The organism is Micromonospora sp. LZ34 (genome assembly GCF_052981855.1).
Map to the genome: position 1 here is coordinate 29,422 of NZ_JBRIQN010000024.1, position 23,776 is coordinate 53,197.

16 protein-coding genes and 3 pseudogenes are annotated in these 23,776 nt (G+C 74.6%); 3 read left to right on the top strand and 16 right to left on the bottom strand.

Annotated elements, in window-relative coordinates:
• Nucleotides 1–18: 18 nt before the first annotated feature.
• From ACVCAH_RS23530 to ACVCAH_RS23605, 16 genes are all read right to left on the bottom strand, one after another.
• Nucleotides 19–3,714, bottom strand: a complete 3,696-nt coding sequence (locus tag ACVCAH_RS23530) for a phage tail protein (RefSeq protein ID WP_447138359.1) — start codon at nucleotides 3,712–3,714, stop codon at nucleotides 19–21.
• Nucleotides 3,711–6,155, bottom strand: a complete 2,445-nt coding sequence (locus ACVCAH_RS23535; RefSeq protein WP_447138360.1) for a baseplate J/gp47 family protein — start codon at nucleotides 6,153–6,155, stop codon at nucleotides 3,711–3,713. The genes ACVCAH_RS23530 and ACVCAH_RS23535 overlap by 4 nt, the downstream gene beginning before the upstream one ends.
• Complete coding sequence (locus ACVCAH_RS23540) at nucleotides 6,152–10,675, bottom strand: hypothetical protein (protein WP_447138361.1); 4,524 nt, start codon at nucleotides 10,673–10,675, stop codon at nucleotides 6,152–6,154. The genes ACVCAH_RS23535 and ACVCAH_RS23540 overlap by 4 nt, the downstream gene beginning before the upstream one ends.
• Nucleotides 10,672–11,082 carry a GPW/gp25 family protein gene (locus tag ACVCAH_RS23545; RefSeq protein WP_447138362.1) on the bottom strand — a complete coding sequence of 137 codons (411 nt, stop codon included), beginning with the start codon at nucleotides 11,080–11,082 and terminating at the stop codon, nucleotides 10,672–10,674. The genes ACVCAH_RS23540 and ACVCAH_RS23545 overlap by 4 nt, the downstream gene beginning before the upstream one ends.
• 10 nt (nucleotides 11,083–11,092) lie before the next feature.
• Nucleotides 11,093–12,394 (bottom strand): phage late control D family protein, encoded by a 1,302-nt coding sequence (locus ACVCAH_RS23550; protein ID WP_447138363.1) that lies wholly within the window; start codon nucleotides 12,392–12,394, stop codon nucleotides 11,093–11,095.
• A complete protein-coding gene (locus ACVCAH_RS23555; protein ID WP_447138364.1) occupies nucleotides 12,391–12,672 on the bottom strand; it encodes a hypothetical protein in 282 nt (93 codons plus the stop codon). The genes ACVCAH_RS23550 and ACVCAH_RS23555 overlap by 4 nt, the downstream gene beginning before the upstream one ends.
• A complete protein-coding gene (locus tag ACVCAH_RS23560; RefSeq protein ID WP_447138365.1) occupies nucleotides 12,669–13,478 on the bottom strand; it encodes a CIS tube protein in 810 nt (269 codons plus the stop codon). The genes ACVCAH_RS23555 and ACVCAH_RS23560 overlap by 4 nt, the downstream gene beginning before the upstream one ends.
• Nucleotides 13,479–13,491: 13 nt before the next feature.
• A complete protein-coding gene (locus tag ACVCAH_RS23565; RefSeq protein ID WP_447138366.1) occupies nucleotides 13,492–13,695 on the bottom strand; it encodes a hypothetical protein in 204 nt (67 codons plus the stop codon).
• A 15-nt stretch (nucleotides 13,696–13,710) separates the two neighbouring features.
• The gene (locus ACVCAH_RS23570) at nucleotides 13,711–14,577 is read right to left on the bottom strand and encodes a hypothetical protein (protein ID WP_447138367.1); all 867 of its coding nucleotides are present in this window, start codon (nucleotides 14,575–14,577) and stop codon (nucleotides 13,711–13,713) included.
• Nucleotides 14,577–15,065 carry a phage tail protein gene (locus ACVCAH_RS23575; protein WP_447138368.1) on the bottom strand — a complete coding sequence of 163 codons (489 nt, stop codon included), beginning with the start codon at nucleotides 15,063–15,065 and terminating at the stop codon, nucleotides 14,577–14,579. The genes ACVCAH_RS23570 and ACVCAH_RS23575 overlap by 1 nt, the downstream gene beginning before the upstream one ends.
• An 18-nt stretch (nucleotides 15,066–15,083) precedes the next feature.
• The gene (locus ACVCAH_RS23580) at nucleotides 15,084–15,596 is read right to left on the bottom strand and encodes a phage tail protein (protein ID WP_447138369.1); all 513 of its coding nucleotides are present in this window, start codon (nucleotides 15,594–15,596) and stop codon (nucleotides 15,084–15,086) included.
• Between the two features lie 183 nt (nucleotides 15,597–15,779).
• Nucleotides 15,780–18,155, bottom strand: coding sequence for a phage tail sheath family protein (locus ACVCAH_RS23585; RefSeq protein WP_447138370.1), 2,376 nt, complete (start codon nucleotides 18,153–18,155; stop codon nucleotides 15,780–15,782).
• Complete coding sequence (locus ACVCAH_RS23590) at nucleotides 18,148–20,148, bottom strand: hypothetical protein (RefSeq protein WP_447138371.1); 2,001 nt, start codon at nucleotides 20,146–20,148, stop codon at nucleotides 18,148–18,150. The genes ACVCAH_RS23585 and ACVCAH_RS23590 overlap by 8 nt, the downstream gene beginning before the upstream one ends.
• A 4-nt stretch (nucleotides 20,149–20,152) precedes the next feature.
• Entirely contained in the window at nucleotides 20,153–20,530 is a 378-nt protein-coding gene (locus tag ACVCAH_RS23595) for a hypothetical protein (protein WP_447138372.1), read from the bottom strand.
• 80 nt (nucleotides 20,531–20,610) lie between these two features.
• The gene (locus ACVCAH_RS23600) at nucleotides 20,611–21,285 is read right to left on the bottom strand and encodes a LuxR C-terminal-related transcriptional regulator (protein ID WP_447138373.1); all 675 of its coding nucleotides are present in this window, start codon (nucleotides 21,283–21,285) and stop codon (nucleotides 20,611–20,613) included.
• 319 nt (nucleotides 21,286–21,604) lie between these two features.
• Entirely contained in the window at nucleotides 21,605–21,916 is a 312-nt protein-coding gene (locus ACVCAH_RS23605) for a DDE-type integrase/transposase/recombinase (protein WP_447138374.1), read from the bottom strand.
• 198 nt (nucleotides 21,917–22,114) lie between these two features.
• Between ACVCAH_RS23605 and ACVCAH_RS23610 the strand changes: the two are divergent.
• The 3 pseudogenes from ACVCAH_RS23610 to ACVCAH_RS23620 all read left to right on the top strand — a co-directional run.
• Nucleotides 22,115–22,885 (top strand): annotated as a pseudogene (locus ACVCAH_RS23610) (transposase family protein); the annotation flags it as partial.
• A 165-nt stretch (nucleotides 22,886–23,050) separates the two neighbouring features.
• A pseudogene (locus ACVCAH_RS23615) lies at nucleotides 23,051–23,212 on the top strand (IS3 family transposase); the annotation flags it as partial.
• Nucleotides 23,178–23,567, top strand: a pseudogene (locus ACVCAH_RS23620) (DDE-type integrase/transposase/recombinase); the annotation flags it as partial. The pseudogenes ACVCAH_RS23615 and ACVCAH_RS23620, both read left to right, overlap by 35 nt.
• Nucleotides 23,568–23,776: the final 209 nt, after the last annotated feature.

A 23,776-nucleotide genomic window follows, 5' to 3' on the forward strand; every position in this document is an offset into this window, starting at 1 on the left:
TGGTCTCGTGCAGGGTGGTCATGGGGTGCCCTCCAGGCCCATCCGGGCAAGGTCGGCCTCGGCCGCGTCGACGTGGTGCGGGACCAGCGACAACGGCAGAAAGTCGTCGGTGCGCTCGATCACCTCGCGCAGTCGGGCGGCGAGGCCGGAGTGCGCGCCGGGCGTGCGCCCGCCCTCGCCCGCGGCGAGCACGAGAGGGGGGTTGTTCGGGGCGAGCGCCAGGTGCAGCGGGTTCATGGGGTCCAGCGAGCACAGCGACGCGTGGTGCCGCTCGCTGCGGTAGGCCAACGGCGGCCGGCCCTTGCCGGTGTGGACGCTGTGCCGCAGCCAGCCCGCGTCCGGCCGGTCACAGGTCACGGCGCCGAGCAGCACGCACGACGACGCGGCGATCCGTCCGGTTTGGACCTGCCCGTGGATCGTGCACTGGGTCAGCCGCACGTCGGCACCGCCGGCCGCGATGGCCACACCGTCGCGCGACCCGGCGTCGAACGTGCAGCCACTCGCCTCCAACAACACCCACGGCGGCAGCTCGACGCGCCCGAGGCGGCACCCGGTCAGCCGCACGCGCACGGTGACGGGCGGGAGCGTGAGCCGTAGCAGCGGCGCGGCGTGGCCCGCGCCGGCCACGCGCAGGGCCACCTCGCCGGGCGTCCCGAGCGTGCACCAGCCGAGGTCGAGGTCGCCTCCGGCGACGGCGAGCTCGACCGATCCCGCGGTTTCCAGGCCGGTGATGGCCCAGGACGGGCCGGCGTCCGGGTCGTCGTCGATGTTTCCCGCGGCGGCTTCGTGCAGGGTCAGCGAGACGCCGTCGTCCGCGAGCACGTACGGCACGCCGCCGGTGTCGGCGGGCCGCACCGACACTCGCTGCCGCTGCTCCGCCGCGAGGGTCTGTGCGGGCAGACGCGGCGAGCCCAGGACGCCGAGCCGCGCGTCGCCGCCGCGCGCCCGGGCGAGCCCGGCGGCCAGATCGGGCTCGATCGGGACGCCGTCGGCGGCGGGCACGCCCGCGCGCTCCGGCGACACCCACGACGTCGGGCTCTGCCGGCCGGGCGGCGCGAACCCGGCGCCGATGGGCGCGGCGCGGGCGACGCGGTAGGACGCGGTGACGGGGCCGTCGGCGAGCGCGGCGGGCACGAGCAGGCGGCCGAGCCGGGGGTCGAGGCCGACATGGGCGTCGAGTTCGTGCGCGCCGTCCTGGGCCAGCGGCGTGTCCCAGCGCCCGAGGCTCACCTGGCGCAGCCGCAGCGGCGCCCACGCGAGGCGGCCGGGCACGCCGAGGCGCTCGGCCGGCGCGGTGCGCCGGTCGGTTGGCGCGGCCCGCCCGGCGCCCAGCCGCAGCGACGGCTCCGCGACCTCGCCGGGCAGGTGGCGGCGGGCGGTCGAGCCGTCGTCGCGCACGGCGTGGACGGCGACGGCGTCCGCCGCGGGCAGGTCCAGGGCGGGCAAGAACGCGATGCGGCCGCGGCCGGCCAGACGGAACGTCACCTCGCTGGGCGGCAGCGGCGGCGGCCCCACCACCGTCAATTCGTCGCCGACGAACAGCGCCTCCCCCTCCGCGGCCGGGTTGGGCGCGTCGAGTTCCGGATCGCCGCTGGTCCACCGGTCACGCGTCGCGTCGTAGTGCAGGACGGCGGGCGCGGTGCTGTCGGCCCATGCGACGGCCTCGATCACGTCGCCGTCGACGCGGGCCCACAGCACGCCAGGACGCCCCGCCGGGACAGGCAGGTCCGCCAGCGGCTCCCAGGACGGGCGCGCGCGGGTCAGGTCGACGCGCCGGACGGTGACGTCGAGCGAGCCGGGTACCGACGCCCCGCCGAGAAGCACGAGGCCGCCGGGCGTCGACAGCAGCCGCCCGCCCGTGCGCCGCGGGCGGTTCCGCGCGACGTGCGGCGTCCACCGGCCCGCGTCGGGACCGGACGTGGCGATGGACCACAGGTCCTCCAGCACGCGGTTCCCGCCCGTTCCGGCGAAGACGAGCACCCGCCCGCCGTGCAGGCACACCGACGGTGCCAGGCGGGCGGCGGGGCGGCGCCCGGGCGGGGTGTCGAGACGCTCGAGCGCCGGTTTGGTGCTCGACGGGTCGGGGATCCGCCACGCCGCGAGCCCGTCCCCCGACGCGAGGGTGCCGACCGCCACGATCGAGCCGTTACCGAGCCCGACCAGGGACACCTGGGGGCCCTCGATCCCCCCGTTCGCGGCGGCGGGACGCTCGGCGGTGGGCACCCCGGCGAGGTTCAGCACGCGCGCGGTCCACCGTGACGCGGGTACGTCGGGCCGCCAGCTTGCCAGCGACAGGCCACCGGCCGCGCGGTGCTCCAGCCGTACGACGAGCCGCGTTCCCGCGACATCGATCAGCGCGACGTCGCTGGCCGGTGCCGCGCGGCGCTCGCCTATCGTGAAGGGCTGCCAGCCGCCCGCACGCCGCCGGTGTCCCGTCGCGGTCCCGGTCCGCTGCAGGCGCAGCGACACCGTTGCACCCCCGCGCGGTATCTGGGCCGCGGGCTGCTCCTGGACGGCGTCCCGCGCACCCCGGCGCGCGACCGCCCGCAGCAGCGCCGGGTTCGCGGCGAAAACGTCGCCCGAGGGCTCCGCGGCGAACACGTCCGCCGGGAGGGTCGCCGGATCCCCCACCGCGACGAGGTGGAGGATCCAGTCCTCCCCCGGCCCAGGCCGTCCCGTGTCCGACAGGCGCAGGACGGGCGACGGGCCGACCGGCTGCACGGCGAGGTCGTCGCCCGCGGCGGGCTCGGGGTCGGCTCCGACGACGCGCACGCCGTCGACGAAGACCGTGAGGCTGTCGGCACGCTCCACCGCGTCGGGGTCCTGGGCCAGCGCCGTGGGCGTCAGCATCCGCGCGCGGCCGGCGTCCGGCGGCGGCGGGGGCGCGGGCTCGTGCAGGTCGGTGAGCGCGGCGAACGCGTCCGGCGGCGCGAGTGGCAGGCGCCCCGCGAGCGGCCCGTCGCGGCCGCCCGGGTCGAGCACGACGCCGGCGAACGCGACGTCCGCCTCGCCGCGGCGCACGACCTCGCGGCGGGCACCGGCCTCGACCTGTTCCAGCTCGGCCACGTCGACCCGGCTGGTGGCGACGACGGCGCGCTCGGGCCGGGCCCAGCCGAGGAAGTCGACCGTCCGCGGCGATGTTGCGGACCGGCCGGCGTCGACGCGGCCGAGCCGGGCGAGCGCCTCGTCGACGTCCTCGCCGCGGCGCCGGGCCAGATGCTCGGGGTCGGCGCCCGAGGTGCGGCGCGACAGGGGGTCCGCCACAGCGATCGGGTCGGCGAGGTCGAGCACCCGCCCGCGCCACGGCGCCGGGAACGCGAGATCCTGCGTCTGTTGCAGGGACCGGAAGGCCTCGTCGACCTCGGCGTCCCAGCCGCCGGTGACCCGCAGCACCTCCTCGAGCGTCGCCTGGGTGCCCTTGCGGCGGCGCCAGTGCGCCGTGCGCGCGACGACGCCCCGGTTGGTCCGCGCGTCGTCGCCGAGCAGCCGGGCACCCACGAGGTCGGCGAGCAGCGGCAGGGCCTCGGGGGCGGCGCGCTCGACGAAGTGGTCGTCGCGCAGGCGGTCGATGGCGGCGTCGAGCTCGGCGAGCGGCGCGGCGAGAACCTCGAGCAGCACGTGCAGCGGCTGGCCGTCGACGGTCGCGTCGCGCGAGAGGTACACGCCGGGCAGCAGGGCGGCCAGCGCGCGTGCGGCGGGGCTGAGTGTGCTCACAGGTCGCGCGCCTCCTCCCACACCACGTCGAGCGGCTGGTCCGCCGCCCAGAGCGCGAGCTCGGCCGGGCCGACGGCGACAACGTCGTGACGAGCCGGCGGGGTGCCCTCGCGGTACAGCAGGTCGACCAGCACCGAGGCCAGGTACGGCACGCCGTCGAGTGCCCGGTACGCGTCGGAGGCGTGGACCGGCCGGCCCAGCTGCGCGACGTCCGGCTGCAGCAGACCGGGCGCGGCGCCGTCCTCGGAGTCGGCGCCGAGCCGCAGGCGCACCTCGCGCACGACCGCGAGCGGGTCACGGCCCGGCTCGACCCGCACGACGACGCGCATCCGCACCGGCACGACGCCGCGCGCCACCACTGTGACGGCGGTCCCCGGCGGCGTGCGGGCCAGCAGGAACGCGCGCAGGCGCGCGGCGTCGGCGTCGGCGAGCGCCGCGCCGCCCTCGCCGGAGACGACGACGGTCAGGTGGTCCCGGCGCCGCACGGCGTCCCGCAGCACCGCCGCCTGGCGCACACCGCCGAACGCGAGCGCCAGGGCACGCAGGTCGTCCGCGGAGACGGCGCGCTGCAGCGCGTGCGTGCCGGCGCGGGCCCGGTTGCGCGACGTGTCGGCGTCCTCGGGATCGACGCCCCCGGTGACCGGCAGCGGGTTGAACGTCTCGGCCACGGCGGGGTCCGCACTGGCGAGCGCCTTGACGGCGAGCGCCGGCCGGTTGCCCGCGACGCCCGTGCCGGTCCGGTACGTGATGGTGACGGGCGTGCCGTCGGCGAGCGCGGGGGCGGCACCGCCCTCGGCCAGCCGCAGCCGGCTGGTCGCGTCGGGCGCGACCTCGACGGCGAACGTGGCAGTCCCCGCCCGGCCGCGCAGATCGCCGGCCCGCTCCCACGCGCGCCCGGCCACCTCCAGCGACACCTGCGGCAGGCGGCCGTCGGTCGCATCCGGGCTCGCCGAGCGCAGCCACGTGAGGGGCCCCGCGGCCAGGTCGAGGTGCACCTGGTCGCCCGCCCAGACCGGGTGGTCGCTCGTGGTCGTGCCGTGGGTGATCTCCGCGACGTTGCCGAGGAGCACGGTCCGGTCCAGCCGGTACCGGCGCACGAGCGGCGGCGTGAAGGTGACGCGGACGGCCGTCTCGGTGTCGCCCGCCGGCACCTCGCGGCGCAGGCGCACCACCTGGACCGCCTCCCGATACTCCCGGGCCGTCGCTTCGGTGCCGTCGGGCACCGGCACGTCCTCGGCGACCACGAGCCAGTCACCCGGGCGCAGCAGCTCCGCGGCGGCGTCGAAGTAGAGCGCGTCGGTGCCGGGCGCCGCGACGCCGCGCCCACCGCGGCGGCTCGGCAGCGTGAACGATGCGACCGGCGACGCTCCGCTCACCGCACGGTCGGCGGCCTCCAGTGCACGCGGCCCGTGCAGCCGCACGACCTGGTCACGGGCCTCCTGCAACAGCGCGGTGACCAGCGCGTCGAGGAACGTGGCGATGCGGTCCAGGCGGCCCGACCACGCCGCGTCCGCCTCACCGGGCTGCCGGGCGAGCGCGTCCTGCAGCGCCTGCACCGCCGCCGGCTGCCGGGTGCTCATACCGCGCATGAGGGACAGCAGCAGCTCCTGCGACTCCGACAGCGGGCCGGGCAGCGGGTCGTAGCCGGCCTCGTTGGCCAGGCTCTGCGCCTGGCAGAGGTCGTCGCAGAGTTGCTCGAAGAGGTCCGGGCACGCCTCCGGGCCGCCCGCCGCCTTCAACTGCGAGACGACGTCGGCCAGGGCCAGTGCCTTCTGCCGGGCGCGGACGGCGTTGCGCTGCGCGAGGTTGCCCGCGCGGGCCGCGGCGAACCGGTCGCCGAGCTCGTCGGTCAGCGCGACCGCGCCGGCCACCTCGGGCGGCGGGACGGACACCTCGGGCTGGAGCAGCTCGACGGCGTACGCGACCGCGCCCGTTGTGGGCGGCGACGGCGGCCCGAGCGGCAGGAACGGCCGCAGCTCGTTGAGCTGCGGCCAGAGCCGGATCGCGCGGATGGTCTCGAACACCGCGGCGGGCTGCCCGCCGCCGGCGTCCGCGCGCACCCGGAAGCCCGGCGGCAGGGTCGTGGTCGCACCCTCCCGGCACCGGAAATGCTGCAGGCCCGCCGCGGCGAAGCCGGGGTCGCCGGCGTACCCGACGAGTTCGAGCAGCCGGCGCACGGACGCGGGGATCCGGGCCGTGGCGAGGAAGCCCTCGTCCGCCCAGGCCTCCTGATACACCCACAGGACGTGCAGGCCGACGGCGAGGGCGTCGAGCAGGCCGCGGCCGTGGTCGGCCAGATCGGGCGAGTCCGGCTGCGCGGCCGAGCGCACGGGATCCCAGGGCCGAGGCAGGATCCGGCCGCGGCGGCGGCCGTCCCGCGCCATGGCGTCGAGCAGCGCGCGGTGGTCGCGGGCCCGGTGGGCGGGCAGGGCGGGCCTCACGACGTCCCCCCGCAGATCTCGACGGTGAGCACCCCGTGCGGGTACGCCGGGCCGTACGGGTGGCGCAGGATCGCGACCTCGTCGCCGGCGACGGCCAGCACACCCGCCGCCACCCGCTCCGGTGCCCCGGGCTCGAGGCGGCGCAAGCGCCGCACTCGAACCGCGACGACGCCCGGGACGCCGAGCACGCGCCGGTGCAGCGCGTCGACGTGTACGTCGCCGCCGAGCCCGGAGGTGTCGGGATCCAGCGCGCCGCCGGGCCCGCCGAGCGCCGCGGTGACGGCGTTGCGCACGGTCTCGCCGAGGGCCCAGGGCGCGATGTCGACGACGAGGTCCAGGTCGAGCGGCACGAAGCGCGGCGGCACGAGCTCGACGTCGAATCCCAGCAGGCGCACGGACTCCAGCCGCTCGCGGGCCAGCGCCCACCGGCGCAGCCGCTCGGCCTCCCCCGCCTCGCCGGCAGCGGCCAGCGCGTCCTCGTCGCGCAGCAACAGCGTGACCGAGACGGCGGGGCGCTGCCCGATGGTCCGCACGCGGGCCCGCGCGGCGGCGACCTCGGGCAGCTCCTCCAGCAGCCGCTCGTAGTCCTCTCCGACGACGGCCGACCGTAGGTCACGCACGCCGAGGGGCGCCGCGTACCGGATGTGCTCCAGCGGCTCCGGGTCCCGGCCACCGGTCGCCGCGACGGGGTTGGACAGGCGCAGGTGCTTGTGCAGCAGGTCCACCCGCTGGGCGTCGCCCTCCCCGCGCAGGAGGTCGGCGTCCCCGCCCTCGCCGAGCGCGAGCAGGCGGGTGAGCGTCCCGGCCGCGACGTTGGCCACGGTACCGAGCCCGATGCGCACCGCGAACTCGACGGAGACCTCGCGCGCCGGCAGGGCCGCGCCGTTCACGCCGTCGCCGAAGACCGCCGCGACGCCGCCCGCCCGGCCGGGACGCAGCACGTAGCTCTCGTCGGCGGGGCCCAGCGTGGCGAGGTCGTCGGCCAGCGTCCAGGGCTCGCCGTCGACGCTCACGGCCATCTGCGATACGCCGCAGCGCGCCGGGTGTCCTGGCCACGGCCAGCCGGGCGCGTGCACGCTGACCGGCGCCCAGGGCAGCTCGACCTCCCGCGACGGGCCGCCCGGATCGCTGACGGTCAGGCGCTCGCGCCACGGGCGCAGCAGGTCGTCGCCCTCAATGCCCTCGAGGACCGCGGCCGCTCCCTGCGCCGACAGCGGCGTCAGCGGCAGCCCGTGGTGCGCGGGGACGACGTTGCCGAGGACCGTGGCCGCGTCCGGCAGGTAGCGCGCGGGCGAGGGCCGGCGCGGATCCCAGGAAACGTGCGTGGTGTCGGTGCCCAGCTCGACCCGGGTGACCCGCACGACGTGCGGCGGCGTGTCCGGGTCGGTCAGCGCCGGGTTCTCCGGGTCGGTCTCCAGGATCACCAGCCAGCGGTCGCGAGCCAACGTCGTGTGGTCGCCAGCGAGCACCGCCGAGGTCGCGCCCGGCTCGATCGGCTCGGCGAGCCGGCACGTGTCGAGCGCGCGGTCGACGGCGAGGTGGGACTCCGTCGCGAAGACGACGAACCGGTCGTTGGCGTCGGGGTTGACCACGAGCGTCCCGGCGGGAATCACCAGGCTGCCGGTCGCGGCGAGGTGCCCGGCCAGGCCGAGCGCCGCGACACCGTCGTCGTCGAGCTCGACCCGGATCATGGTGGTCGCGGACAGTCCGGGATCAGCGTGGTGGTCGACGAGCCGCGCGTGGTCCTCCACCGAGCGCCGCGCCTGCGCGGTGCCCAGGTAGCCCTCGGCGACGGCGACCTCCTGCCGGTACGCCAGCGCGTCCAGGCGTGCGGCGAGCAGCTCCAGCCACATCGTCGTGTGGTCGGCGGGGCCGGTCGGCGCCCAGCCCGGCATGGTGCGGCGGGCGCGGTCGGTCATGAGCGCGAGCAGGCTCCGCGCGTCGCGGGCGCGGTAGTCGACGGGCGGACCGGGCACCGGCGGCGGATCGACCGGCGGGGGCGGTGGCGGTTCGGGGTCGCGCAGCGCGCACCGCCCGGGCTGCGCCGGCGGGTGGGCGCCGAGGACGGTGGGCGTGCCCTCGGCGTCGCCCGGGACGCGGACGGCGACGTCATGCGCCCGCAGGTCGGACAGGCGCAGGTCCACGGCGGCGGCGGGCGCGAGGTTGCCGGCTAGCACCGAGGGTGGGATGCCCGCGGGCCCGGGCACCGTGTACGGCAGGGGGTCGGGGGCCGGGCGGAACGGCGGCGGTGCCGCGGCCGCGAAGGTCACTAGGACGTCGGCGAGGTCCGTCTCCGGGCCGGTCATCACCGCGGGGCCGCTGACCACGCCGGTGAGCAGGGCGTCCACGGTGGACAACGTGCAGGGCCCGAACTCCAGCCCGGTGTGCATGCGATGCCACGTCGCCTGGGCCAGCAGCACCCGCTCACCCCGCACGGACCCGCCGCGCACCGCCGTCCACGCCTCGACGCCGCGGATCTCGACGTCCCGCAGCTCGGCCTCGATCTGCAGGGCCGTGCCGCTGACGCGCCGCAGCGCGGACGCCGCGACGGTGACCGCGCCGGCGTCCCCGCCGTCCGCGCTGGCCGTCCCGTCGGTCAGGAACGGCTCGATGTCCTCGACCGGAGCGCACACGTGCAGGCCGGTGACCTCGTCGACGTGCGCCGGGTCGGCGGTCGGGAACGGAGACGGCGGGCCGGCGTCGGCGCCGTCCGCGATCCACGGCCGCAGCCGCTCCAGCCAGGCGCGCCAGGTGGGCGACGGTTCGGCAGACGGCCCGACGCCGGGCGCTCGGACGGCCTCGACGTGGACGTCGCGGACCGTCACGGCCGAGCGCGAGGGCAGGCAGAGCAGGCGCACGCCCGCTGCGCCACGGGCCGTGCCGCGCACGTCCTTCACGGTGCCGCCGAGCCAGTCGAGCTCGCCTCCGGCGACGGCCAGGACGCCGATCGCGTCCGCGGCCTCCAGTGCCGCCACGGTGAGGCCGCGCATCGCCACGTCGCCGCTGCAGAAGGCCACGAGCGCCTTGGCGGCTTCCGTGCCGCGGATGGTACGCAGGGCGACGTCCAGCAGCGACAGCTCCCGGTGTGTCCCGGACGGGCCGACGACACGCACCTGGGCGCCCTCGGCGGTACCGCCGGTGACGCCCTCGATGTGCAGCGACGCCACGTCGGCACGCACGGATGCGGTGAGGCCGATGCCGGTCGCGGCCGGGCCGTTCACCTGGGTGACCGCGACGCGGGAGAGCCGCACCTGCTCGCCGGTCGCGGCGACGCCCACGGCGAGGGTCGTGGCTGCCGCTCCGGCGGCGCGGACCGCCCGTACCCGCACGCCCGTGAGGGACACCCGCGGCGCACCGATCTCCACCGCGACGGCGCTGTCGCCGCGTGCCTCGGCCACCTCGACGCCCCGCAGTGCCGCCTGCGACGTCCCGGTCACGCGAAGGCCCACGAGCGCGCCGGTGGCGCGGGCGCGCAGCACCAGGTCGCGCACCTCGACGCGGCCGCCGCTGATCTCGAGGGCGACGAGGTCACCGGCCACCGCGGCGGCGTCGCCGACGACGAGGCGCGTCTCGAGGCCGGGCGTCGTCGTTCCCGCCACCACCAGGTGGCGTCCGGCGGCGCCGAGCTGCAGGCCGGCGTCGAGCGCGAACGCACCGGGCGGTAGGTTCCAGGTCTCGGATGTGCCGGCGGGCGCGGCGGCGAGCCGGGCCTGCGCGGCCTGCAACCAGGCCGCGAGGTCGTCGCCGTCGGCGACGGGCGCATCGCGGTGGGCGACCAAACGCTCGACGCGCACCCCGGCGGCGACCTGGACGACGGCGTCGACCCCGCCGGGCGCGGTGGCGGTGAGCCCGGTGACCGTGACGTCCGCGAGCAGGCCCCGGTCGGCGTCGGCGGCTACCCCGCGCGCCTGCGGGCCGCGCACGCCCTCGACCCGCACCCCGCGGGCGGCGATGTCGTCCGCGCTGACCTGGACGCCGGTCGCCAGGCCGTCGGATGCCACGACCTCGGCCGCCGCGCAGCCCGACACCTCGACCCGCGGGGCGGTCACGCGCAGACCGGTCGCCGTTCGGGCGTGGACGCCGCGCACCGCGACGTTCCGCGCGGCGGCGCGGTCGGTGCCCTCGATCCGGATGCCGACCAGGTCGGCGGCGACGGGCGGGCACTCCACGGTGACGCCCTCGAGCACCACCGCGCGGCCCCGCACGAGCAGCGCCGCGACCTCGGCCGTACCCGCGGCCGCGGCAGCGGCAGCGGCAGCGGGTACGACGGTGAGCACGGTGTGCTCGCCGCGCACCGTGAGCGCGACGCCGTCCGCGCCCAGCTCAAGAACGCCGTCGAGGGTGTGCGTGCCGGGCGGCAGCTGCCAGATCTGATCGCCCGCCCGGCCGTCCGCGGCAGCGACCGCGAGCTCCTCCTGGGCGGCCTCCAGCGCGGCGCCCAGGCCCACCGCGCCGAATGTGCGGTTCACCACGGCGGACGGCCCACCGGTCCGCGGTGTGCGAAGGGTCGAGGCGGTCACGGCGCCACCTCCAGCGGCTGCGCGACCGTCGCGACGAACTCTTCGCCCGTGTCCCGCAGCGTGTAGAGGACGTCGACGAGCAGCAGCGTGTCCTCGACGGTCACGCGCACCGCGTCGACGGTGACCAGCGCGCCCAGGTAGCGCTGCACTGCGGCGGACACGACGTACTCCGCGGCCGCGGCGACCTCCGGGCTGGCGCCCCCGAACACCAGGCGCTGCACGCCACAGCCGAAGTCGGGCCGGTTGACGCGCTCGCCGGGAACGGTCAGCAGCAGCTGCTCGATCGACTCGTGGATCGAGCGCGCCCGCGGGGAGAGCTGCACCACGCCCCGGTCGCCGGCGCGGAAGGGAAACGCCATCGACCTGGCCATCGAGGTCGTCAGCGGGGATCGGATGCTGTCGCCCATTTGCCCTCCCTCAGCCCATGCCGCCGAGCGCGTTGCGTACGAGGGTCACGTCGGCCTCGTAGCGGCGCATGGACGGCTCGGTCTCCGGGTCGGTCGGGTCGACGCCCCAGCGGTGCCGGACGGCCTGGACGTACCAGGACCCGTCGAGCAGGTGGCCGGCGCCGGATACGGTGATCGGCCGGCGGGAGCGCACGATCGACGGGTACCGCTCGCACATGACCGTGCCGTTGCCGACGGCGAACCAGTCCACGAGCCGCAGCTGCGCCCGGGCGAGCGCGTCGAGCTCGGCGTCGGAGTGCGGGACGTCCGTGGTCTGCAGGTCGGCCGACTGGGTCGGGTTCTGGGAGGTCGCCACGCGCACCGGGCGGATCGCCCCGAGGCGCTCGGCCAGCACGTCGGCGCGGCTGTGCGTGCCCATCCGTCGGTAGCCGGGGTCGTCGACGTCCGTGCGGCGCAGGCGGCGGCTCTGCTCGTCGATGTGCCAGCCGAGGACGCGCGTCGGCTGGTGGCTGTCGTAGCGGGCACGGAACGCGATCAGCGACGGCGCGTCGCGCGGGAACAGCTCCAGCGGCGGCTGTTCCGGGGGCTCGACGTTGGGCGAGCGGAAGTGCCCGGTGAGGGTGTCGCCGGGGTGTGGCCCCTCGCTGACCGGTCCCTGGCCAGGTTCGACGTACGCCTCGAACCCGTTGCGACGCGCCAGCATGCGCAGGAACTCGGCGTCGGTCGCGCGCTGCACGAGGACGCCGCGTCCGAGCGGGCGGTCCAGGCCGCCGTCCTCCACCGACGTGCCGCCGCCGGCCGCGCCGGGCCCGGTCACCGCGAAGCCGTACTTCGTGTAGATCTCCGTGGCGATCTGCGCGTCGGTGATGTCCGCCCAGGTACGGGTGACCGTCTCGAAGTGCATGAGGCACGACGCATCCAGCCCGGTGAGCTCCAGCCGCGAGTCCGGCACGCGAGACTCCCCGAACACCGGCTCCACCGCCGTCACGTAGCCGTCGAACACGACGCCCGTGATCGGCTGGTCGTCCGGGACGTCGCTGGCGAGCGAGAACTCGACGGTGACCCGCCGGAGGAGGCGGAAGTCGGGGATCCGTAGATCCTCCGCGAAGCTCGCGTGCTCCAGCACGTCCCAGTCGCCGGCGCCGCGGTCGCCCGCGATCGGACTCATGTCCACGACGAGCCGCAGCGACGACGCCTCGTCGCAGCGCTCCTCGACCTCCAGCTGCAGCACCCAGTCCCCCGGCCGCTCGACCGGGCGGCCGTCGAGCCACAGCCGCAGCCCGGGCCGGCGCTGGCGCCGCGGGGGTGTCACCGCGACCGCCCGGGGATGCCGAGCGTGCCACCCGGTTCGGTGAGGGCGTCGAGGTCGGCGTCCGGGTTGGCATCGGCGATGCGCCAGAAGGCGTGCGGGTCGTCGAGGTAGCGGTACGCCAACAGGTCGAGCCGGTCGGCGCCTGTCACCAGGTGCTGCCGGGTCGCGGCGGGGCACGTGCGCAGGCGCGGCGCGAACAGCTCGGCGTCGTCCGGGCCGCCGGGGACCGGGCGGCGGTAGGTCGGCAGATCGGCGTGGCGCGAGGAACGGTCGGTCATGCCGTCACCTGCTTCGGCGCCTGGAACGGATTGCGGGTGAGTTCGCGGTCGATCGCGGAGACGACGGCGTCCTCGGCGGCGGCGGCGCTGGACAGCGTCGCGCGGCCGGACAGCAGCCGCGCGTACGCGGTCGAGATGGTGCCGCTGTACGCCGACTCGTCCGGCTCCAGCACGGTGAACTTCAGGTCGGCGTCGGCGCGCAGCGGCACGAGCGTCGGCAGGAACTTGCTCTCGGTGATCGTCATGCTCGTGAGCACGACGGGGAACAGACGGCGCCGGCCGAGGACGAGCAGCAGCTCGTCGGGGCGCACCGGCTGCACTGTCTCGCGATCCTGGTTGGCGGCGTTGCCCTCCTTGCCCGTGGAGAGCACCTCGAGGAACGCGAGCTGCGGGAGGACGCCGTCGGTGCGCTCGGCGTCGATGCGCCGGGCCAGCAAGGCCTCGGTGGCGTCGAAGACGACCTTGAGCGAGATCGTCTCGGACTCGGCGAGCAGCGCGGACGACCCCTGCCCCGAGCGCTGGCGCACGGCCTGCGGGGTCTCGACGGTCAGGCCGCGGCGCTTCTTGCGGGGCTCCCACTTGCCCGTGCGGGTCCGGCTGATGGTCTCGGGGTTGTACTGGAAGTACAGGACCTTCCCGCTGAGCGCGGGCGAGGCCTGGGACGCCGGCGATCCGGCCGGCGACGAGCCGCCGCTCCGGCCACCGCTCGCCGACGACGCGGTACCGGCCGGGTCCAGGCGCATGATGGCGCCGCGCTCGAGCTGGGCGTCGAACGCCACGAGCCGGGGGTCAAGGTTGAGTGCCATCGCCGTCCCGCCGTCAGGAGCCGTCGGGCAGGTCGGTGCGCGCGGTTTCGGCGGCGTGCGCGGCCAGCGCGGCGTTGTTGCGGTCGATGAGCGTGACGACGAGGTCGCCGATGAACTCCGGCAGCTTCGCCGGGTCCTGCGGGCGGCGTCGCATGAGCCAGGACAGCTGGTACTCCAGCTGGTGTCGCGTCAGTCCGTGGTGCGGCACCTCATGCATCGCGCGGTCCCCCTTTCAGGTCAGCGGGCGGCCCTCGAGCTGCCGGCGGAGCAGCTCCAGGTAGCGCCAGCGGCGGGGCCGGGGTAGTGCGAGGATCGCGTCCTCGGCCCAGCCGTAGTGGAAGGCCAGACAGTGCACCTCGGCGAGCAGTCGCTCGGCGCCGAGCGCCAGCTCCCGGGCCAGCAGCTGGAACGGGTCGAGCTCGAGCTCCAGCAGCGCGCCGCACGCGGGGCAGGCGGACACGAACAGCAGGTCCGGCAGGGTGCCGCTGGCGGCGAGGGTGCGGGCAAGCAACTGCTGGGTCACGGGGTCCAGGTCCGTCCACACCGCCGGCGGGTCGCCGACGTCGAGCAGGCGGTCCCACAGCACGGCGGCGCGCTGTGCCGCGTCACCGCGCAGGTCCGCGCACACCTCGTCATCGGCGCCCGTGGGCGCGCGCACGTGCAGCATGCCGTCGGGGGTATCCACGGCCCAGCACTGCGGCTCGGGGTCGGGCTCAGTGGTGCCGCCGTCGCCGAGGAGCGAGCTCACCCGCAGCTCCAGGTCGGCCAGCTCGCCGCAAACGGCGCTCGGGCAGGACAGCGTGAGCACGAGGGGGTCGCCCAGCGCGATCCCGCGCAGCGCGAGGACCAGCCGCTGGCGGTCGCCCCGCGTGAGGGCCGCAGCGTGCTCGGCCGTGACGCGCCGATAGCCGCCGAGGCGCTCGATGCAGGCGGCGAGCACCTCGTGCACCGTACGTTCGTCGGGCGCGCCGCCGTCGAGGGACACCGCCTCGGCGAGTGCCGCCTCCTCGTGGCCGCCGAGCGGGCGCAGCGAGACGCGGCGATGACGGGCGCCCGTGGCATCGACGAGACCGCGGTGCAGGAGCAGCTCGCTGGGCATCAGGCGATGTCCAGCCGCTCGAATCCCTCGTGCGTCAGCTCCAGCGTCTCCATGATCGTGTCCTGGCCGTCGCCGGCCAGCTCGGACATGGCCGTGTATTTGGAAACCCACGCGCGGTGCAGGACGTACTTGCGCACGAGCGTCGTGTTGTCGATGTCGTAGACGTGGATCTCGACCTCGCGCCGGAAGTTCGGCTCCCGGGTGGCCGTCGGGCGCTCGTCCATCTGCACGAGCTGGTTGGCCCAGGCCTCGAACGTGCGGTCGTTGGTGACACCGCCCTCGAACGTGACCGGCTGATACTCCGTGCGGCCGGGCAGCATCTCGTCCACCGTGGACTTGCTGTTGCCGGCACGGAACTTCGTGCTGTTGACCGTGACCTCGAGCGCCGACATCTTGCGGCATGCCGCGACCTCGATCCCGCCCATGACGATGCGAAAGTTGAAGTTGCGGAAGGGATCGCGGCGGTCGGACTCTTCGAACCTGGGCATACGGTTCGCTCCGTTCGTTCAGGCCGTTTCGTTCCGGCTGTTCGTTCGGGCCGTGGTGACGGCCGGTGCGGTGGCGGACGGCTGGTCAGCGTGCCAGCCCTCGTGCGTCAGCTCGACCGACAGGAGTGCTACCTCGTCGGCCAGGGCGTCGAGCTGCGGAATGGCGCGGAACTTGCTCACCCAGGCGTTGACGACGACGTAGCGGCGCAGGCGCTGGTCGACCGAGGCTCCATTCGTGGCCTCCGCGGGCTCCCGCCCACGCGAGAGGTCGAAGCCGTGCAGGCGGGTGTCCCATACGTCGATGACGACGTTGCGCTTTACCGGCTCGCCGGGCTCGACTCGACCGGTGCGCAGGAACCTCAGGACCGCCGCCGCCCAGCGCTCGAGCGTGTCGTCGATCGCGAGCCCCTGTTCCAGCGTGATCGGGTCCCACGTGGCCCTGTCCGGGTTGGCGTAGCGGTGCAGCGCGTTGCCACCCTCCCACGTCTCGTGCGCCGAGACCGTCAGATTCAGCCCGGACACCCGCTGCACGCCCGCGACGTACCCCTGCAGGTCCCGCGCGGGCTGCGGTGAAGTCTCGCGCGAGGGTCCGACGGGCGGACCGAGGAAGGTCCGTCCGCCGGACGGGTCCGCGGGCGGCGGGAGGATCCCGACGCGGAACTGGTACGTCCGCAACGGGTACCATGGCGTCAGTGGGGGCTGGTTCGGCATGCGTCACACCGCCAGAAGGCTCTTCTGGCTGATCTGGATGACGACGAACTCCGCGGGCTTGAGCGGTGCGAACGCCACCTGGGCGGTGACGATCCCGGCGTCCACGAACTCCTGCGGGTTCGTCTCGCGGTCGCACTTGACCGCGAACGCCTCGTCCGGCGTCGCGCCCTGGAACGCGCCCTGGCGGAACAGGCCGAGCATGAAGGCCGAGATATTGATCCTGATTCGATCCCACAGCTCGTCGTCGTTCGGCTCGAACACCGCCCACTGTAGGCCGCGTCGCAGCGACTCCTTGAGGAAGAGCGCGGTCCGCCGCACGGGCACGTACCGCCACTGCGGGTCCGACGACAGCGTGCGCGAGCCCCACGAGACGATCCCGGCCCCGGGGAACTGCCGGATGCAGTTGACCCCGATGACGTTGAGCAGGTCCTGGTCGGCGTTGACGAGCCGGTGCTGCACGTCGACGGCGCCGCTGACGACGGCCTCGATGCCGGCGGGGGCCTTCCACACGCCGCGCGTGGCGTCGGTCCGTGCGAAGACGCCGGCGACGTGGCCGGACGGCGGCACCATCCGCCGCGGGGCGCGGCCGACGCCGACAGGGTCCTGCACCTCGATCCACGGGTAGAACAGCGCCGCGTTGTTGGAGCGGGCCGGCAGGCCCTCGACGAGGCGGCGGACCTCGTCGGCGGAGATCTCGAACTCCTGGTCGATGCTGCCCACGCCGTCGGCGACCAGGAAGACGTCCTCGTTGTCGCAATACGCCATCGCCGCCGACAGCAGGTCCGGCGAGTTGCGGCCGGGCATGACCAGCAGGTTCACGTCGACGGTGTCAAAGGCGTGCAGCCCGGTACGGCCGGCCTCGGTGACGGCGCCGGTGTACTGGAAGACGCCCACCTCACCGGTGCCGTCGCTGCCACCGAGGAGCCGCAGCGGCGTGTCCTCGGTCGCCGCGGGCCGCAGGAGCGGGTTGCCCGCGTCGTTTTCCACCAGGCCGTTCGCGCGCACGGACGCGAAGAGCGTCGAGAGCGCGCGCCCGACGCCGAGCTGGATGATCTCCCCCACCGTGACCTCCACCGCGCTCAGATCGTCGACCACCATGCCGGCGGCGCCGCCCGCGCGGCGGGGCGCCGGCCACGGCGCGGCCGCGCCCACGGCCTCGATGACGATGGTCACGCCGTCGGTGGCCGCAGGTGCGGTGAGCACGACGAAGCGTCCGGCGCTGTCGACCTCCAGCCCGTACGGGTTGCCCGCGGCCGCGTCCTCGATCGCCTCCGCGATGCGCTCGGCGAGTTGGGCGGGCGACAGCTCGTCGGTCTCCGGGTCGGTGGTGTCGACCTCGTAGACCTGCTCGGCGTCGCCGTTGGCCTGGGCCACCCGGACCCGCACGGCGTTCACCGGCGTGAGGTCGAAGCTGTCCTCGTCCGGCTGCGGGGTGATCGCGAGGTAGGCGCGCGAGGCGACGGCGGGCTCGACCCGCACAACCTCGCCGTCGCCCGGCCGCGAGACGCGGAAGTCGTCGCCCAGCGCCGCCGCGAGGATGCCGCGCAGTCGCTCGGGCGTGAGGAGACCGACGCCGTTCTCGACGCTGCCGCCGGCGCCCTCGACGGTCGCCTCGGTGAACGTGACCGACGGCGGGGCCGAGGCGTCGGTGCCGAGGCCCGAGACGGCGTCGCGCCAGGCGAAGGTGAGCCGCGCGCCGACGGGAATCCGGTGCTCGTCGCCCGCGGGAGCCCGGGTGGTGACCGCGGGCAGCTCCTCGGGCAGCGGCGGGACCGTACGCTCGGGTTGGTCGAGGGCCTGCTGGTAGAGATCGGTGACGCGCAGGTACTGCGAGGTCTCGTTGACCAGGCGCGGGCCGTAGTCCTCGGACTCCGGGTCGGTGCTCAGGTTGTCGAACAGCTCGACGGTGCGGGACCGGCCGCCCTCGACCCACTCCACGCGCAGGCGGTACGCGCGGTCGGTGAACGACGTCGAGGGCTCCACGTGCAAGCGCAGCTGGTCGGACCAGGCGCCGTTGCCGCGGGCGTCGAATCGCAGGACGTCGCGCGTGACGCCCCACACGTCGCCGGCGCGCGCGGCGATCGGGCCGACGAAGCCCGCCGTCGCGTCGGCGGGAAGTACGCGCACGACGTAGGCGCGCCGGCCACCGGCCGCGAAGAACGCCTCAACACCGGCCGCGAGGAACCCCGCCTCGCCCCGCCGGTGGCCACCGAAGCGGCGTTCGAAGTCCCGGAATCCCGACACGAACTCGGCGCGGTCGGGGATGCCGCGCGCCGCCTCGCCGATGAAACCGGCGGTCGACGTGCCGACGCCCTGGATCGGTCGGACGCCGCCGCCGACCTCCTCGACGTACACGCCGGGCGTGAGCCGTTCAGCCATGAGGAGCCTCCGACAGTGCGATGTCCGCTGTTGTGGTCGCTGGTGTGGTGAGCGGTGCGGCCGAACCGGTCACGAGCACGGCACGCGTGCCGGGATGGCCGTGGGCGGGCCTTGCGGCCCGCGAGAGGTCGGTGAGCTCGATCCGCGGCGTCTCCACCAGTGGCGCGCTGACCGATGGGAAGCGCTCGTCGAGGAAGGTGGATATGCGGTACTCGGCGCAGATCCGGTAGAGCCGGTTCATGAGGTCGTCCTGCCGCCGGAGCTGCCGCTGGGAGAAGAACAGCGGGCGCGCGAACACCAGCGACGCCGCCCGCGGGAACGAGCCGACGACCGGCCGGTCGAGGGTCAGCTCGTCGCCGTCGACCGCCACGACCGTGGCCGCGAAGACGTCGCCGGACGTCGTGACACCGTCCTCGGTGCGCCCGAGCGAGACGGGCTCGCCCGGCGCCCACGCCGCCGCGGGCGCGACGCCGGCCCGCGAGCGCGGGTCGGGCGGGCCGAGGGGACGGCCTTGCACGTGTACGTGACCCACGGTCACCGCCGGGGTCACGCCGGCGGGGCCGCCCAGGCGCAGGGTCAGCCCGGGGCCGCCCGCGGGCGTTCCGGGGGTAGGGTCGCCGTCCGGCGTCCCGACCGGCGCGCCGTCGAGGAACATGGTGACCGCGCCGGTCGCGGCGTCGGCGACGACATGGAGCTCCACGCCGGCGACCAGCCGTGCGGCCTCGACGGTGGCCACGGCGGCCGCGAGCGGCGTGCCGTCGTCGCGGCGTGCCTCGGCGCGGATCCGAGCCTGCGGCCCTCCGCCGTTGGTACCCGCCACGTGCTCGACCTCGACGGACAGCAAGGGCGCGGCCGCCTGCTCCAGCGCCAGCACGGGCGCGGTGTCGCCGACCGCGGCACCGACGTCGAACCGCAGTCCGGCGGTCACCGCGTACCCGCCGACCGCCGGGTGCTCGTGCAGCCACGGCAGCGGTACCGGCGGGGCGTCGAAGAACGTGCACTCCGCCCATGCCGAGCCGTCCAGCCGGATGCCGTCGGCGGCGGCGGTCGCGCCGTCCAGTACGGGGGCGCGGCCCGCACGGCGGTCGGTCAGGCCGCTCGCCCCGCCACCCGGCGGTTCGAGCTGCAGCAGGGTCCACCGGGTGCCGGGGTCTCCCTGCGGCTGGAGCCGGACCGTCGTCGCGCCGTGGGCGACGTCCGCGGCCAGCAGCGCGGGCCGCTCCAGAAGCTGCCCACGCGTCGGGGTGACCCGGATCCACGTGTCCAGCGCGTCCGCGAGCTCGAGCTGCGAACCGGCCCACAGGTCCACGCGCACGTCGACCGCGACCGCGGTCGGCATCGGCCGCCGATGCCGCACGAGGCGGCCGGGCGTGCCGGTAACCCCGGAGAGCCCCAGCGCGGTCGCCACGGTACCCGCCGGTGCGGGGACGGCGACGCCGCTCGGCCGACCGTCGGGCTCGGCCACCGGACGCGTGCCGCGCCGTCCCGATGAAATCACGAAGCGGCGTCCGGTGGCGTCCCAGCGCACGGTGAGAGCCGCCAGCTCCGCCACGCGTTCCGGGTCCGTGACGGGCACACCGCCGCTTCGGGCGGCGCCGGCGTGGACGGCGGCCCGGAGTGCGTTCTCCACGGCGCCGGCGACGGCGACTGCGACGCCCTCCGAGGTGAGCGGCTGCCCGGCCAGGGCGCCGGCGTCCACCGTGGCCGTGACCTGCACGTCGCCGTCGAGCATGAGAGTAAGCGGGCCGGGGGCGGGCGCGGTGTTCGCCGCCGTGCGCGGCGTGCCCGCGACGTGACCGGGGGTCTGCACCCATAGGTGCGTCGCGCGTGGCGGGTCGCGCTCGGGCTCAAGCTCGACGTTGAGCGGGCCGACCACCGAGACGTACGGCAACCGCGGTGGCCGGTACGCCGGGTCCGCCATGCCGTGCCCCGCAAAGCAGGGCATCCGCTCCGTGCGGATGCCCGCCCGGGCGCGCCAGAGGAGGCTGGCCATGACGTCACCCGAGCCCACGGCCGCCCGCCTCCTTCCGGAGGATCGCCTCGTGCACGGTGGCGCGCAGGCTGCTGAGGGAGAGCTCGCCGAGGCTGCGCGCATACGGGCGGAGCTCGCAGATCCAACCCGAACGGGCATCCGCCGAGAGATTGAGCACCACCACGTCGGGGTGCGCGAGCAGCAAGTCGCACGTCGGGTGGTCATCCCCGCCTTCGGTGCCGATGATGACGACGTCGGGGCCGGCCCGGCGGATCGCGGCGGACACGTCGCCATCGGCGGAGCGGAGCACTTCGACGGACACGTCGGGCTCGGCCACGAACGCCTCGCGGACGACCTCCACGAGCATTTCCGGCAGGTGCGAGACGGCGAGGCGGATAGGCACGCTTATGAGGGTGGCCCGGCGCGGCGTTGCGCGTAAGGAACCAAGGATGCAGACCCCGCCCCGTATCCCAGAGCAAACCGTCAGCTGGTCCTTACCTGGTACCCGACTGGTACCTGCCGGCGGAAGGCGGCCACCGCCTCCCCCCGCCGCCGAGCGCCGACCTTCTCGAGGATGTTGTGCACGTGGTTTTTCACCGTCCGCACCGTGATCCCAAGCCGCTCCGAGATCTCCTGGTTCGAAAGGCCCAGGTCGAGCAGCCGCAGGACATCGTCCTCGCGAGCCGTCAGGGTGGGCGCCCGTGGACCGCGAACCCGCTGCCCAGCGAGGGCCTGCACCCGCCGTAGCAGCATTGCCGATGTCCGCGGTGAGCAGAGGCTTTCGCCCGCGACCACTGACCGCACGACCGAGAGCAGATGGTCCAACGGTTCTGTGCGCAACAGGTATCCAGCGACGCCAGCCTCGGCGCAGGCTATGACGTCGTCCTCGGCCTCCGAGACCCCCAGCGCGACGATGGCTACCTCCGGCCGCCGGGCGCGCACCGCATGCAGCGGGGCGTGGTTACCGCCGGCCACGTTGACGAGAATGACATCAGGGTCGTGGTGGTCTAGGAGGGTGATGGCGGACGCAGCATCATTCGCCGTCAGGACCTCGTGGACGCCGGACTCCCGCGCCATGATAGCGGCCAGGCCCTCGCGGTAAAGGCGGACGTCATCGACGATTAGGAGGTGCAGGGCCACCGGGTCGGCGAGAGCCATGGGAACCCCTTCCACGGTTCGGTACACGGAAGATGCCCACGAGATGAGTCGAAACCCTGCCAGCATCATCCGCCAAGGCCCGATGCCTTTTGCGACAGCGCTTATGAACTATGTGCGGCTATCGTTTGCGTGGCAGGCTAACCGACGAAACATGGTCAAGAAAGACACCGTCGGTTTAGTTACACATCGAATTGCCGGCTGCCCAGGGTGATGTTGGAGCCGACCGGGCCGGCTCGGCGTCCCTCGGGGATTGGGTGCGTATCGCGCGTCTCTGTGTCGATCAAGAAACACCGAGAACGAAGTACGCCATGAAGCTAGATCAGTTGCTCTGCGTGTCCCGCGGCAGGTTCGCGTCATCGTGTCGGTCAGGATTGGGCGTCGACTGGCCGCCCGAGTCTTCGCCCTCGCCGTGATCGGAGTGAACGCCGCGGGTGCACCTGCCGGGGCTGCCCGACCGCGTGATCCCCTTCAACTCCTCTATCGCTGACACGCGAGTGTCTGCGGCGTCGGTGACCACCTCTGCGGGTGTCGCCTTCAACGTCAATAGCGCCCGGCGGAAGTACTGCCGGACCGCGCCGGCGTCGCGGCGGGCCGAGACGAGCATGTCGATGACCTGCCCGTACTGATCCAATGGTCAGTGATCCTGGAGGTGGAGAACGAGATCCTGCGTCGGGCCGCGGCCTACTTCGCGCGGGAGAACGTCCTCCCAAAATGAGGGCTTTTCATCGTGATGGGCCTGCTCACGATGGGCGCGGCGGAGCATGTGTCGACATAGGACGAGTAAGACAGCAGTCGACCAAGATCCGATGCCCCAACCGGGAGCCTCGCTGTGCTGTCTTACCCGTCAACGGTCGCGCTGTCCAGCCGCACCCTGAACCACCTGGCCGACCTCATCCGCGCCGAACGCACCCGCCGCCGCGGCCGATGGCGACGTCTCGATGCCGGCCAGCAGGCACTGCTCGCATTGGCCCATCTGCGTAACGGGGACACCATCGCCCGTCCGGCCTGCGGCTTCGCGGTCAGCGTCACGACGGCCTGGCGGTACGCCCGAGAAGCCATCAACCTACTCGCCGCGCACGCCGAGGACCTGAACGCGACCATACGGCGCATCGCCCGGCTCGCCTACGCGATCCTCGACGGCACCCTGATCCCCATCGACCGGGTCGCGAACCAGAGGCCGTACTACTCTGGAAAGCACAAGCGCCACGGGGTCAACGTGCAGGTCATCGCGGACTGCAAAGGACGCCTCATCTGGGCCTCACCCGCCCTGCCCGGCACCGTGCACGACCTGACCGCCGCCCGCACCCACGGCCTGATCGACGCGCTGAGCAGCGTCAACGTGATGACCTTCGCCGACAAGGCGTACCAGGGCGCTGGCGGCAGCATCCGCACGCCCTTCAAGCGCCGCCGTCACCGACCGCGACTGTCCCGCCGGCAGAAGACCGTCAACCGGCACCACGCCAAGATCCGCGCCGTCGGCGAACGCGCCGTCGCCACCCTCAAGGGCTGGAAGATCCTGGCCAAGCTCCGCTGCTGCCCCCGACGTGCCACCACGATCGTCCAGACCATCCTCGTCCTACATCACGTCCAGACCAACCGAAACCCACGAGAAAAGCGCTCAATGATCTACCCGGTCGTCGCCGATCTCGCCGACGGCGGGATCGCGGTGGCGGTGGCGTGCCGGGTCCTCGGGGTGTCGACCTCGGGCTACTACGACTGGCGCGAGCGGCCTGTGTCGCGGCGACAGGCCGCTGATCAGGCGCTCGGTCAGCTGATCGGAGAGATCCATCAGATGTCGCGGTGCACCTACGGCTCGCCGCGGGTGCACGCCGAACTCCGGCTGGCCGCCGGGGTGCGGTGCGGCCGCAAACGCGTTGAGCGGCTCATGCGGCATGCCGGCCTGCAGGGCGTCTACCGGCGCCGGTGACGTGGCTGCACCGCGCGCGATCCGCAGGCGAGGCCGTCGACGGATCTGGTCAACCGGCGGTTCGTCCCGACCGGCCGGACGCGTTGTGGGTCACCGACATCACCCAGCACCGCACCCAGGGCGGCTGGGTGTACTGCGCGGTCGTCCTGGACGTGTCGCCCGCCGGGTCGTGGGCTGGTCGATCGCCGGCCACCTTCGCACCGAGCTGGTGATCGATGCCCTGGACATGGCCCGCTTGCGACGCCGCCCGACCGAAGGGCAGACCGTGGTGCACTCCGACCACGGCACCCAATACACGTCCTGGGCCTTCGGGCAGCGGCTGCGCTCCACCGGGCTGCTCGGCTCGATGGGCTCCGTCGGCGACTGCTACGACAATTCGCTGGTCGAGTCGTTCTTCGGGTCCATGCAGCTAGAGATACTCGACCGCCAACTGTGGGCGACCCGCCAGGAACTGGCCAACGCCATCTTCGAGTGGAGCCTGGTACAACCCACGCCGACGCCACTCAAGCCCTGGCAACCTGTCCCCGATCGACTACGAACGACACCACACCCCGGCCGCAGCCG

Excerpts from the sequence above, each read along its gene's own strand:
- ACVCAH_RS23585 (WP_447138370.1), bottom strand. The coding sequence starts at position 18,155 with ATGGCTGAACGGCTCACGCCCGGCGTGTACGTCGAGGAGGTCGGCGGC.
- ACVCAH_RS23600 (WP_447138373.1), bottom strand. The coding sequence starts at position 21,285 with ATGGCTCTCGCCGACCCGGTGGCCCTGCACCTCCTAATCGTCGATGAC.
- ACVCAH_RS23545 (WP_447138362.1), bottom strand. The coding sequence starts at position 11,082 with ATGGGCGACAGCATCCGATCCCCGCTGACGACCTCGATGGCCAGGTCG.
- ACVCAH_RS23590 (WP_447138371.1), bottom strand. The coding sequence starts at position 20,148 with ATGGCCAGCCTCCTCTGGCGCGCCCGGGCGGGCATCCGCACGGAGCGG.
- ACVCAH_RS23555 (WP_447138364.1), bottom strand. The coding sequence starts at position 12,672 with ATGACCGACCGTTCCTCGCGCCACGCCGATCTGCCGACCTACCGCCGC.
- ACVCAH_RS23565 (WP_447138366.1), bottom strand. The coding sequence starts at position 13,695 with ATGCATGAGGTGCCGCACCACGGACTGACGCGACACCAGCTGGAGTAC.
- ACVCAH_RS23560 (WP_447138365.1), bottom strand. The coding sequence starts at position 13,478 with ATGGCACTCAACCTTGACCCCCGGCTCGTGGCGTTCGACGCCCAGCTC.
- ACVCAH_RS23570 (WP_447138367.1), bottom strand. The coding sequence starts at position 14,577 with ATGCCCAGCGAGCTGCTCCTGCACCGCGGTCTCGTCGATGCCACGGGC.
- ACVCAH_RS23575 (WP_447138368.1), bottom strand. The coding sequence starts at position 15,065 with ATGCCCAGGTTCGAAGAGTCCGACCGCCGCGATCCCTTCCGCAACTTC.